Consider the following 12,049-nt stretch of genomic DNA (forward strand, 5'->3'; position numbering starts at 1 on the left):
TCAGGCGTGCGCGGCGAGGAACGCGTCGGTCTCGGCGGCGGTCGGTGCCGTCGCCGGTCCGTGCCGCGTCACCGCGAGCGCGGCGGCGGCGTTCGCCCGTCGCACCGCGTCGACCAGGGACGCCCCGCGGGACAGGGCTGCGACGAGCACCCCGCCGTGGGCGTCGCCCGCCCCGTTCGAGTCCACCGCGTCGACCGCGAACCCGGGCACCAGCACCGGGGCGCGCCCCGGCTCAGCGACCCAGCAGCCCGCTGCGCCGTCGCGGACCAGGGCGGTTCCGCGGGCGGACGCGGCGATCGTGGCGACCGCCTCGGGGAGTCCCGCGGCCGTCGGTGCCATGAGCCGCGCCTCCCGGCCGTTGGCGCTGACCACGTCAGCACGGGCGCTGACGGAGCCGAGCACCGCAGGGGGCAGCGTGTCGACCAACGGTGACGGGTCGAGGACGACCCGCACGGTGTCCGGCACCGTCGTCAGCCAGTCGGCGATCGCCGGGCCGTTCACGGCGTGGGCGAGGCCGTAGCCGGAGACGACGACCGTGTCGTCCGGCCGGAGTGCGACGCGGTCGAGGTCCGCGGGACCGAGGCGGCCCTCGGCGCCGACGCTCGTGACGAACGTCCGCTCGGTCGAGGCGTCGACGAGCGCGACGCAGTACCCGCTGTCGACGTCATCGCGCCCGGGTTGCAGCACCTCGACGCCGGACGCGGCCAGTGCGCGGCGGACGACGTCGCCGAACGGCCCGGTGCCGTACTGCCCGGCGAACGCCACCTGCAGGCCGTCGCGGACGGCGGCGACCATCGTGTTGAGCCCGCCGCCCGCGGTGATGTCCGACGCCGACGCGATGACGTCACCGCCGGATTCCGGGATCGCGTCCACGCGCATGACGATGTCGACGATGACGTTGCCGACGGAGACGAGGCGGCTCACGCGCGCTCCTCGGGTGCGCGCACCTGGCCGCGTGCGCCCCCGGTGAGCAGGTACACGAGTGCGGCGACGACGAACGTCACGATCCACCCGAGACCGTTCGCCCCGATCCAGCTGTCCGAGAGCGCCCCGACGAACACGGGGTCCGCGTCGCCGACCTGCACCGAGGTGAAGAGGAAGCCCACGACGATCGCGACGACCCAGGCGGCGAGGGCGCCCCAGGCGACGCCGCCGCGGTACCAGTAGCGACCGCCGGCGCGCAGGTCGAGCAGGGCGGCCGGGTCGTACCAGCGTCGCTTCGCCATGTCGGCGATGAACACCCCGAGCCAGGCGGTGATCGGCACCGCGAGCACCGAGATGAACGTGATGAAGGGCGCGTAGAAGCCGTCGGCGACGAGCATGAAGTACATCGCGCCGAGCGTCGTGACGACCACGTCGACGGCGACCGCCCACACCCGGGGGACCTTGATGCCGAGGGTGAGCGTCGTGAGGCTCGCCGAGTACACCGACAGGTGGTTCGACAGCAGCAGCCCGCCGAACGCCGCGACCAGGTACGGGATCGCCATCCAGCTCGGCAGCAGGTCGCGGATCGCCGCCACCGGGTCACCGGCCTGCGCGAGGGTGGGGTCACCGGCGGAGACGAGGGCACCGAGACCGACCAGGACCACGAGCGGGATGCCCGCGCCTGCGGCGCTCGCGCTGATCAGTGCGCCCGCCTTCACCGAGGTGCGCGTGTACCGGGCGATGTCCGCGCCGGCGGTCGCCCAGCCGATGCCGGTGCCCGCGGCGATGGTGCCGATGCCGATGACCATCGCGGCGGCCGGGCCCGTGGGCTGCGACCCGACGACGTCCCAGTCGACGCGGAGCACCAGGAAGACGGCGACGAACACGTTGAGCGCGCCGAACACCCACGTCGCCCACTTCTGCACGGCGACGATGAACGCGTGACCGAGCCCGGAGATGAGCACGGTGGCGACGACGAACACGAGGATGGCGACGATCGTCAGCGCCGGGTTCGCCTTCGCGTCGCCGTCGGTGCCGAAGAGGATCGTGAAGAGCGACAGCAGCACGAAGGCCGCGGTCGTGGTGTTCACGGTCTCCCAACCCAGGCGGGACAGCAGCGACACCGCGGTCGGCCCGATGTTGCCGCGGACGCCGAACACCGCGCGGCTCAGGGTCAGTCCGGGGGCGCCGCCGCGTCGTCCGGCGATGGAGATCACGCCGACGACCGCGAACGAGCCGGCGGCGCCGATGACCGCGACGACGAGCGCCTGCCAGATCGTCAGGCCCTGGAACGCCACGAGGGTCGCGCCGAGCGGGAGCCCGAGGATCGAGATGTTCGCGGCGAACCAGACCCAGAACAGTGCACCGGGTGCGCCGTTCCGCTCGTCGTGGGGCACTGGCTCGATGCCGCGCTGTTCGACGCTCGTCAGCGTGCCGCTGGAGAGCGTGCCGCCGGAGCGTGTGGTGGTGTCCTGGGCCATGGGGGTCCTCTTACGTCATCGGAAGGGTGCTGCGGGGGAGGGGGTGACCGGACGGCGGCGGAGGGGGGACCGCCGCCGTCCGGCGTCGGGTCAGGCCCGGTGACGGAGCGCGAGCAGTCCGTCGACCAGCGGGCCGAGTTCGAGGCGGTTCACGGTCGTCACGGCGGTGACGGCGTCGGCGGGCCAGGCGTCCGGCCCGTGCACGGCGCCGAGCACGGCACCGGCCATCGCGGCGATCGTGTCCGTGTCGCCGCCGATCGACGCGGCCGTGCAGACCGTCTCCCACGGGTCGAGGTCGAGCGCGACGAGGGCGAGCGCTGCGACGACGGACTCCTGGCTGGCGACGCTCGTGCCGACGAGCTGCGACACGGCGTCGACCCGGTCGTCGGCGGGCACGCCCGGCAGGAAGCCGCGCGCCCAGGTGGTCCGCGCCGCGATGTCGGCACCGGCGACCCAGTTGCCGCGCGCCGCGCCGATCGTGGCGGCTGCGACCGCGGCGTCGAGCGCCTCGGTGCGTCCGGCGCCGTCGATGCCCGCGCTCACGGCCGCTGCGACGGCACTCGCCCCGGCGATGCCGATCCCGGTGTCGTGGGTGACGCGCGACGCGTCCTGCACGGCGTCGACCAGGCGCACGAGGTCCCCGGACGGCACGGCGATGCCGACCGGGGCGATCCGCATCGCGGCGCCGTTGGTCGTGCCCGTCGACCCGGCCTCGGACGCCGGGACGCCGTCGAGGATCCGCTGCACGGCCGTCTTCGTGCTCGGGCCGAGCAGGTCGAGCGAGCCCTTCGCCTCCATGCCGCGTTCCCAGGCGATGAGCGCCTCGGCGAAGCGGGTGGGGTCGAGCCGTCCGTCGCCCTCGAGCAGCAGCCCGGCGACCATCACCGCCTGCTCGGTGTCGTCGGTGATCGTGCCCGCAGGCATGCCGGCGGCGATCCGCTGGTGCGGTCCGGCGTCGACGAACCCCGTGATCGTGCCGTGGTCGGCGCGGATCTGCGCGAGGGACATCGACTGGGTCGGCATGCCGAGGGCGTCGCCGATCGCCAGACCCGTCAGGGCGGCGAGGGCGTGGGGCTGGTCGTTCACGGTGTCCTGTCGGGTCGTCATCGTGCGGTTCCGAAGCGCATGTGCAGGCGGAAGCGGTCGGGGTCGAGGAGGCTGTCGACGCGTTCGACGAAGGCGCCCTGCGCGGTGCGCGAGTCGCGTCGGCTCCGCAGGAACGGGGTCCCCTCGGGGCGGTCGAGCAGTCGGGCGTCCTCGACGTCGAGGGGCACGACGTCCACCCACTGCTCGGCGGTCGCCGGCACGAGGCCGGCCTCGGCGATGGTCGCCGTGAGCGAGTCGTCGACCAGGCCGTCGGTCGGTGCGGCGGCAAGACGGCTGACGGCGGGCAGGGTGCTGCGTTCGAGCGACACGGGCCGTCCACCGACGACGGTCCGCAGTCGGTCGACCACGACGAACGCCGCGCCAGCCGCGTCCACCTCGGCCTGGAGGCGCGGGTCGTCCACACGGGCGAGTCGCAGGATGCGGGTGGTCACCTCGGTGCCCGAGGCGGCGATCGACCGCGCCCAGCCACCGCGCGGGTCGAGGGCGGCGCCGTCGAACGTGACGACCGACCCGGCGCCCCCGTGGGTCGAGATGTACTCGTCGTCGGCCAGGTCGGCGAGGGCGGCGCGGACGGTGCCGCGGCTCACCGCGAAGCGCGCGGCGAGGTCGTGCTCACCGGGCAGGCGCTCGCCGGCGCGGTACCGGCCCGTCGCGATCGCGTCGCGGAGGGCGTCGGCGACGAGGCGTCGCTTCGATGAGACGGGCATGGACATGAGTGTACATGTACAAGTCCTGTCCAATGAATCTGGCTCACTCGTGACGGACGGGAGGGGCGGAGCCGGCTGGCACCGCCCCTCCCGTCCGACCTGTCCTGCGGACCGTCCCCGCTAGACCAGCGCCGTGAAGGACGCGTCGCGCACGAGCAGCGTCGTCGCGTCACCCTCGACGGCCTGGTCGGGGTCGCTCGACAGACCGAGCGACCAGCTGCCGCCGCCCGGCTTCTCCGGCAGCGTGAACTCGACGGTGGTGTCCGATGCGTTCAGCAGCGCCGCGACGGTGTCGTCCCCGCGCTGCAGCACGAGGATCACCGCGCGGTTGCCGCTGTCGGCCCAGTCGCCCTCCTCGAACCCCTGCGCATCGGCGCGGAGCACCTGCACGGTCGAGTCGGAGTGCTCCGGCGCGGTGCGGTACCACTCCGGGCGGAGCGCCTCGTGCGCCTTGCGGAACGCGATCGCCGCCGTCGTGAACGCCAGCAGGTCCTGGTCGGCCGCCTGCCAGTCGAACCACGAGATCTCGTCGTCCTGGCAGTACGCGTTGTTGTTGCCGCCCTGCGAGCGTGCGATCTCGTCGCCGCCCAGCATCATCGGGATGCCCGCCGACAGCATGAGCGTGCCGAGGAAGTTCCGACGCTGGCGGTCGCGGTAGTCGTTCACCGCGCCGTCGTCGGTCGGGCCCTCGATCCCGCCGTTGAACGACGTGTTGTTGCTCTCGCCGTCGTTGTTGTCCTCACCGTTGGCCTCGTTGTGCTTCTCGGCGTACATCGTCAGGTCGGCGAGCGTGAAGCCGTCGTGCGCGGTGACGAAGTTCACCGAGCAGAGCGGCGAGCGGCGGGAGCCCTCGTACACGTCGGGGGAGCCGAGCGTGCGCTGGACGGCGTCGCCGAGCGTGCCCTCGTCGCCGCGCCAGAACGCGCGCAGGTCGTCGCGGTACTTGCCGTTCCACTCCGACCAGTCGGCCGGGAACCCACCGACCTGGTAGCCGGCGGTGTCCCACGGCTCGGCGATCATCTTCACCTCGCGGAGCACCGGGTCCTGGTGGATGATGTCGAGGAACGCGGAGTGCTTCTCGGCCTCGCCGTCCTGACGGGTCAGGGTCGTCGCGAGGTCGAAGCGGAAGCCGTCGACGTGCATCTCCTCGACCCAGTAGCGGAGCGAGTCCGTGATCAGCCCGAGGGCCGACGGGTGCGACACGTTGAGCGAGTTGCCCGTGCCCGTCGTGTCGAAGTAGTTCGCCTCGTCACCCTCGACCAGGCGGTAGTACGCCTGGTTGTCGATGCCCTTGAAGGACAGGGTCGGGCCCATGTGGTTGCCCTCGGCGGTGTGGTTGTAGACGACGTCCATGATGACCTCGAGCCCCGCGGCGTGCAGGGCCTTGACCATCTCCTTGAACTCGGTGACCTGCTGGCCGGCCGTGCCCGAGGACGAGTACTCGTCGTGCGGTGCGAAGAAGCCGATGCTGTTGTAGCCCCAGTAGTTGCGCAGGCCCTTGTCGGCGAGCGTCGAGTCCTGCACGAACTGGTGCGTCGGCAGCAGCTCGACGGCGGTGACGCCGAGGTCGGTCAGGTGCTTGATCGCCGCCGGGTGCGCCAGGCCCGCGTACGTGCCGCGGATCTCCTCGGGCACGTCGGGGTGCTGCTTCGTGAAGCCCTTGACGTGCACCTCGTAGACGACGGTGTCGCGGTACGGGGTGCGCAGGAGGGTGTCGCCCTCCCAGTCGAACGCGCGGTCGGCGACGACGGACTTCGGCATGGCGCTCGCCGAGTCGGTCTCGTCGATCTGGTCGGGGTCCTCCATGTCGTGGCCGAACAGTGCCTGGCCCCACTCGTACGAGCCGTCGACGGCGGTGGCGTAGGGGTCGAGGAGGAGCTTGGCGGCGTTGTGGCGGAGGCCGTTCGCCGGGTCCCACGCGCCGTGCACGCGGAAGCCGTAGCGGGTGCCGACGGTCACGTCGGGCACCACGTCGTGGAAGGTGTAGCCGGTGCGGTTGCGGAGCTCGGTGCGGTGTTCGGTGCCGTCCTCGTCGAAGCGGCAGAACTCCACACGTTCGGCGGTGCTGGAGAAGAGCGCGACGTTGGCGCCGCCCTCGACGAGCGTGACGCCGAGCGGGGTGCGGGAGGAAGTGGTCATGATGCCCTTCTAGTGGTCGGTGTCTGTGCTCCGGCGTCGGCGGCGTACCCCGGGCGTCACGGTTGTCCGTCCTCCGCGTCGACGACGCCCGGCGTCGGGGTCGTGCCGGTGAAGGCGTCGCGCATCGTCCGCACGCCGCGCTGCGGGTGTGCGCGGTCGAGGTACCGCGCCCGCGAGGCCTTCCGCGGCTCGGGGTCCGTGCCCATCACCCGGTTCCGGTCCTGCTGCAGGGCGCTGTCCACCTCGCCCTCGCGGTTGAACGACCACATGAGCATCGGGTCGCCCGTGGGCAGCGGTTCGGCCGGGTGCGGGCCCATCGGCGTGCTGTGCCAGGTGTGCCAGGTCTTGCCGTACGAGTTCACGAGGTGCCCCATGAGCTCGGTCTCGACGGCGACCGGCAGGCCCGGCGCCACGAGCTCGCCGGAGAACACCTCGTGGTTGTGCGGGTGCCACGACGGCTGCTCGTCCTCGGGCAACGAGGCGAAGAGTCGTTCGGACACGATGTACTCGATGCCGATGAGGTTCGCGTCGGCCGTGTTGCCGTCGAACAGCACGCACTGCAGCATCTCGCCGTTGACGACCTTGCAGTAGTGGTGCGCCTCCATCTGCAGGTCGGGTTCGCCCTTGACGCAGTGGAAGCCGACGACGTACACGTCGAAGCCCTTCAGCGGCGCGTGCTGCTGGAGCACGGCGGCACCGCGGTCGAGGAGCGCCAGCTCGAAGCCCCTGCCCTCGCCGGGTGGGGTGGTGCCGGCCTTCCGGTCCGGTACGCCGGGTGTGATCGCCACGGTGGGCCTCCTCGCGTCGTGGGGTCCGACGCTGCCCCCGTCGCCCTGGTCGTCGACCCAGGACGTGACGAACGGGAGGCTCCCCACCGGACCGGTGGGGAGCCTCCCGTTCGTCGTGTGGTCACGTCGTCACGCGACCGCCGCGATCACGCGTTCGCGGTGGCCTCGTCGCGGTGCGGGAGCTTCCAGCCCGGGCGCACGAAGTGGCAGGTGTACCCGGCGGGGTACTTCTCGAGGTAGTCCTGGTGCTCCTCCTCGGCCTCCCAGAAGTCACCCGCGGGCTCGACCTCGGTGACGACCTTGCCCGGCCAGATGCCCGAGGCGTCGACGTCGGCGATGGTGTCGAGCGCGACCTGGCGCTGCTCGTCGTCCGTGAAGAAGATCGCCGAGCGGTAGCTGCGGCCGACGTCGTTGCCCTGCCGGTCCTTCGTGGACGGGTCGTGGATCTGGAAGAAGAACTCGAGCAGGTCGCGGTACGAGATCTGCGCCGGGTCGAAGACGATCTCGACGGACTCGGCGTGGTCGCCGTGGTTCCGGTACGTGGCGTCCGGGGTGTCACCGCCGGAGTAGCCGACGCGCGTGCTGATGACACCCGGACGGCGACGGAGGAGCTGCTGCGCTCCCCAGAAACACCCGCCGGCGAGGATGGCGGTCTCGGTCGTGGTCATGGTGGCCTCCTGGGGGTCGTCGTACCGCTGGCTGCGGCATCACCGGGTGCAACCGGCGCTCGGGCGCAGGTGTTCCCGGGTCCCCATCGTGCCGCGTCCACCCGGATGACTGCTGTCCGATGACGGCTCCGGCTCGGTCGGTGTCCGCGGACCGCCGCCACGCCGGCGACCCTCGCCGGTGTCCTGGTGGTGGTCTACCATTCGAACACACGTTCGAATCGGGAGGTCGAGATGATGTTGACGCACGAGGTCGCCACGGTGTGGTGGGAGCGCGGCGTGCCGGACCGGATGGTGTGGCGTGACCGTCGCTGGCGGGTGAGCGACACCCCGACGCGGCTGACGGCGACGGCGGAGTTCCTGCCGTCGGCGATGACCCACGCGCCCGAGCGCACGGTGGGGTGGCGCTTCCAGGTGAGCAACGAGGGCGACGCGGTCGTCGTCGACATCGTGCCCGACGGGGACGGCTGGGTGGTCGCGCGCACCTGGCTCTGAGCGCGGTCGCGGTGCCGTCCTGGTCCGGTCCTGTGCCCGGTGCGCCCCGACGGCCCGCTCGCCGGGGTCAGGGCACGAGCGTGGCTGCCAGTCCGCGGACGAGCAGCCGGCGGGCACGCTCGGTCGCATGGCCGTCGGGGTCGCTCCAGGCCGCCCGGCCGAGACCGTCGACCAGGGCGAGCACGGCGTCCGCCACCACCGCGGTCGGCTCCGCGAGCTCGACCCCGTGCCGCACGGACCACCGGCTGATCCCGGACGCGATCCCGTCGTGCCAGAGCGTGCGTTCCGCCGATGCGAGTGCGTCGTCGCCGTCGAGGGCGGTCCCGCTCACCGCCTCGAGCAGCCGGAACCGCTCGGGCTCCTGCCGCACCAGGTCGAGCCAGGCGCCGATCCCCGCGTCGAGCGCGCCGAGCAGGTCGCCATGCGCGTCGGCGGCGGCGAGCACCCGGGGCAGGACGTCACGCGCCTGCCGCTCGAGCAGCGCGACGACGAGGTTCCGCCGGGCACCGAACACGTAGTGCACCACGCCGTGGGCGACCCCGGCCCGGTCGGCGACCGCCCGCGTCGTCAGGCCCGGCAGCCCGGAGTCGCGGACGACCAGTGCGGCGGCGTCGAGGAGCTCGTCACGACGGTCGGCGCGGCTCCGGTACCCACGCGGGCGCTGCTCCTCGATCACACAGGCAGCGTACGGCGTGGCCCCAGGACTCCTCGGCATGCTGGATTCGGCCACATGGCCAGATTCGTGAGGAGCCCCGATGACGATCACCGTCCGCCCTGCGTCCGAGTCCGAGGTCGCCGCCGCCGCGGCCGTGCTGGCCGAGGCCTTCGCCGAGGACCCGGTCCTGCTCGAGTTCCGCCCGCCCCGCCCCGGCGAGGACCGCATCGCCGTGCTCGGCGACCTGTTCACCGCGCTCATCAGATCGGTCCCCGCCACGTCACGCGCCCTCGACGTCGCGCTCGACGGGCAGCGGATCGTCGGTGCCGCGCTCTGGGAGGCCCCTCGTCCGCACGCCGGTGCCGTCGAGTCCTTCGTCGCACAGGTCCCGGCGTTCCTCCGGGTGCTCGGCGTCGGCGGTGCGCTGCGTGCCGTCCGACACCTGCGTCGCATGGACCGCGCGCGCCCCGCGGCCCCGCACTGGTACCTGGCGGAGATCGGGGTCGCTGCGGCCGCACGTGGTCGGGGTGTCGGGGGACTCCTGCTCGAGCACGCCCTCGACCGGGTCGACCGCCGGCGGCAGGACGCGTACCTGGAGTCGTCCACGCCGCACAACCGGCGGCTCTACCGGCGGCACGGGTTCGGCGACGGCGCTCCGATCACGGGGGTGGGCGACGCTGCGCCGATCTCGATGTGGCGACCCGCCGTCGTGTGACCGGGGCGGGCGACGTCGCTCGCGGCCCCGCTCACGCTCCGGCCCGGAGCTCCCTGACCAGCGCCCGGACCACGTCCGCGACCACGTCGGGCCGCTCGGTGGGGACCATGTGGCCGCTGCCGCCGGCCACCACGAGGGTGCTGTCGGACGACAGGTGCAGCATGCGGCGCTGCCCGTCCTGCCAGATCTCCTCGAGGCGTCGTCCCGTCGCGGTGTCGATCCCGGCGGCGGCGTAGTCCTGGGGCACGCCACGGGCGATCACCCGGACGGGGAGGCTCCCGAGGTCCTGGCCGCGGAGCGCTCGTTCCGTCGGTGCGATGTGGTCCGCCTCGGCCTGCTTCGTCGCGAAGTAGGTGGGCGACGCGGTGACGTCGAGGAACTCGCGACGGCCTGCCGGCGGCACCATCCCGTCCAGCAGGGCTCCTCCTCCGATGCGCAGGGCGCCGACGGCGTGGAGGGAGCGTCCGACCCACGGCGGGATCGTCCCCGCTCCGGCGCCGTCGGGCAGCAGGTGCGCGGTGCGCCGGGCATCGTCCTCGGGGCGGGCGTCGACCAGCACGAGACCGGCGACCTCTCCGGGGTGCTCACGCGCGTACTCGCGGACGTAGAGCCCGCCGAGGCTGTGTCCGACCAGGACGTAGGGCTGCGGTGCGCCGATCGTGCGGAGCGCCGTGCGGAGGTCGTCGACCACCGCTCGGGCCGTCCGCGGTCGGGGCGAGGGCTCGCTGCGTGCGATGCCGGCGCGGTCGTACGCCACCACGGTCGTCGTCGGAGCGAGCCGGTCCGTGACCGCCTCCCATCCCGATGCCGCCTCGCCGCTCCCGGCTTCGAGGACGACCGTCGGCCCGCCGGTGCCACGCTGCACCACGTGGAGCAGGTGGCCGCCCACGTCGACCATCCGGCCCGGCGCCGGGTGGGACGCACGGCCGGCTGCCGCACTGAGGTGCTCGTAGCCGGCACCGAGGAGCGGGACGAGGCAGAGGAGGGCGGCGGCCACCGCCAGGGCGACTCGACGCCGACGTGGTCTTCTGGGTACGACTGTGCTCACGAGTGCCATGGTAGTACGAGCGTGCTAGAACGGCTGAGCGGGGTTGCGCAGCGAGCCGACCACGCGACGGACGGGAGGCGCGGTACCGGCTGGTACCGCGCCTCCCGTCCGTCAGGTGGTGCTGTCGACGGTCAGGCGACCGCGATCTCGTTGGGGACGCCCGGCAGCTCGTCGCTCGAGGCGACGACCTTCCCGGTCGTGAGGTCCACCGCGTGGAGCTTCCGCTCCGCGGGGTCGGTCACGTACGCGACGTCACCGACGACCTTGAGTGCGGGGTGGGCGTCCTGCCACTCGGCCGGACCCTCCCAGGCGTCGATGACGTCGAACGTCTCGATGGGCTCGCCGGTCTCGACGTCGAACGTGTGCAGGGCGCCGTCGGAGCCGAGGATCACGGCCTCGTCGTCCGGGCCGCGGGCGATGTCGCGGAAGGTGAAGCCGACGCCCTCCGGCATGTCGGTCACGCGGTACTCGCCGGACGCGGCGTCGATCAGGGCGACCTGGTCGAGCAGGTAGCCCTCGCTGTCCGGGTCGTCGTTGTAGTCGCCGACCGCGATCGAGCTCGTCTCGGTGGTGAACAGGTTGCCCGTGCGGCCGTACTCGGTCGGGGCGTCGATCTTCGTGAACGCGCCGTCCTGGTAGACCAGGGCGCCGTCCGTGCAGCCGAAGACGGCGACCTCGTCCTGCACCGCGCCCTCGCCGTGCACGCTCGGGCAGTCCTCGGAGCGGGTGAGCTCCTTGCCGCTCTCGTCGAGGGCGCGGACGCCGGAGCGGGACTCCTCGGTGCCGATCGTGGTGAGGAGCGTGCCGTCCTCGAGCACGATCGCGACGCCGTGGTGGGCGGCCTCGGACTCCGTGGTCTCGACCTCGGGGAGCGTCGCGCCGTCGAGGTCGTCGTGCTCGAAGACGGTGACGTCGCCGCTGCCGTCGGCGAAGAGCGCGGTCGTGTCGCCGTGCACGACCGCGTGACCGCCGGTGTCGGCCGGGAAGACCGCGTCGGTCAGGGCCGGGTCGGCGGCGGTGTCGAGGACCTGGAAGCCCTCGGGCACGGTGACCAGCACGTGGCGGCCGTCGCCGGCCGGGTTCACGCGGGTGAAGCCGTCGATCGCGTCGTCGGCGACGACCTGCAGGTCCTGGTCGAGGGTCAGCAGGCCGCCGTCGTAGGTGAGGACGATCCGGTCGCCGTCGGCCGCCGCGGCCTTCGTGGTGCGGCTGCCCTCGGCCTCCGCGTCGGCCGGGGTGGTCGAGCAGCCGGTGAGGACCAGGGCTGCGGCGCCGAGCAGGGCTGCGGGCGCGAGCGTGGTGCGCAGAGTTGTCATGCCGTTCAC

General features: G+C 72.9%; 12 protein-coding genes. 2 read left to right on the plus strand and 10 right to left on the minus strand.

Going from position 1 to position 12,049, the window contains the following annotated elements; translation table 11 throughout:
- The 7 genes from DEJ22_RS00955 to msrA all read right to left on the minus strand — a co-directional run bounded on the left by DEJ22_RS00955 (position 1) and on the right by msrA (position 7,814).
- Complete coding sequence (locus DEJ22_RS00955) at positions 1-924, minus strand: PfkB family carbohydrate kinase (RefSeq protein ID WP_111227987.1); 924 nt, start codon at positions 922-924, stop codon at positions 1-3.
- Positions 921-2,405, minus strand: a complete 1,485-nt coding sequence (locus DEJ22_RS00960) for a purine-cytosine permease family protein (RefSeq protein WP_111227988.1) — start codon at positions 2,403-2,405, stop codon at positions 921-923. The genes DEJ22_RS00955 and DEJ22_RS00960 overlap by 4 nt, the downstream gene beginning before the upstream one ends.
- Positions 2,406-2,495: 90 nt before the next feature.
- Entirely contained in the window at positions 2,496-3,512 is a 1,017-nt protein-coding gene (locus DEJ22_RS00965; protein WP_111227989.1) for an ADP-ribosylglycohydrolase family protein, read from the minus strand.
- On the minus strand, positions 3,509-4,219 hold the full coding sequence (locus DEJ22_RS00970; RefSeq protein WP_220033795.1) for a GntR family transcriptional regulator: 711 nt from the start codon (positions 4,217-4,219) through the stop codon (positions 3,509-3,511). The genes DEJ22_RS00965 and DEJ22_RS00970 overlap by 4 nt, the downstream gene beginning before the upstream one ends.
- A 120-nt stretch (positions 4,220-4,339) precedes the next feature.
- On the minus strand, positions 4,340-6,358 hold the full coding sequence (glgX, locus tag DEJ22_RS00975; protein ID WP_111227991.1) for a glycogen debranching protein GlgX: 2,019 nt from the start codon (positions 6,356-6,358) through the stop codon (positions 4,340-4,342).
- A 56-nt stretch (positions 6,359-6,414) separates the two neighbouring features.
- On the minus strand, positions 6,415-7,146 hold the full coding sequence (locus DEJ22_RS00980) for an OBAP family protein (protein ID WP_258379702.1): 732 nt from the start codon (positions 7,144-7,146) through the stop codon (positions 6,415-6,417).
- Positions 7,147-7,292: 146 nt separating this feature from the next.
- Positions 7,293-7,814, minus strand: coding sequence for a peptide-methionine (S)-S-oxide reductase MsrA (gene msrA / locus DEJ22_RS00985; protein WP_111227992.1), 522 nt, complete (start codon positions 7,812-7,814; stop codon positions 7,293-7,295).
- A 231-nt stretch (positions 7,815-8,045) separates the two neighbouring features.
- On the opposite strand from msrA, the gene DEJ22_RS00990 reads away from it, so the two are divergent.
- On the plus strand, positions 8,046-8,306 hold the full coding sequence (locus DEJ22_RS00990) for a hypothetical protein (RefSeq protein WP_111227993.1): 261 nt from the start codon (positions 8,046-8,048) through the stop codon (positions 8,304-8,306).
- A gap of 67 nt (positions 8,307-8,373) precedes the next feature.
- On the opposite strand, the gene DEJ22_RS00995 is transcribed toward DEJ22_RS00990, so the two are convergent.
- Entirely contained in the window at positions 8,374-8,982 is a 609-nt protein-coding gene (locus tag DEJ22_RS00995) for a TetR/AcrR family transcriptional regulator (protein WP_181430956.1), read from the minus strand.
- A 79-nt stretch (positions 8,983-9,061) separates the two neighbouring features.
- Between DEJ22_RS00995 and DEJ22_RS01000 the strand changes: the two genes are divergently transcribed.
- The gene (locus tag DEJ22_RS01000) at positions 9,062-9,676 is read left to right on the plus strand and encodes a GNAT family N-acetyltransferase (protein WP_111227995.1); all 615 of its coding nucleotides are present in this window, start codon (positions 9,062-9,064) and stop codon (positions 9,674-9,676) included.
- Between the two features lie 31 nt (positions 9,677-9,707).
- On the opposite strand, the gene DEJ22_RS01005 is transcribed toward DEJ22_RS01000, so the two are convergent.
- A complete protein-coding gene (locus tag DEJ22_RS01005) occupies positions 9,708-10,724 on the minus strand; it encodes an alpha/beta fold hydrolase (protein WP_220033797.1) in 1,017 nt (338 codons plus the stop codon).
- A gap of 131 nt (positions 10,725-10,855) precedes the next feature.
- Positions 10,856-12,040: a hypothetical protein gene (locus tag DEJ22_RS01010; RefSeq protein WP_111228050.1), complete on the minus strand. Its 1,185-nt coding sequence runs from the start codon at positions 12,038-12,040 to the stop codon at positions 10,856-10,858.
- Positions 12,041-12,049 lie beyond the last annotated feature (9 nt).

The organism is Curtobacterium sp. MCSS17_007, assembly GCF_003234175.2.
Classification (GTDB): domain Bacteria; phylum Actinomycetota; class Actinomycetes; order Actinomycetales; family Microbacteriaceae; genus Curtobacterium.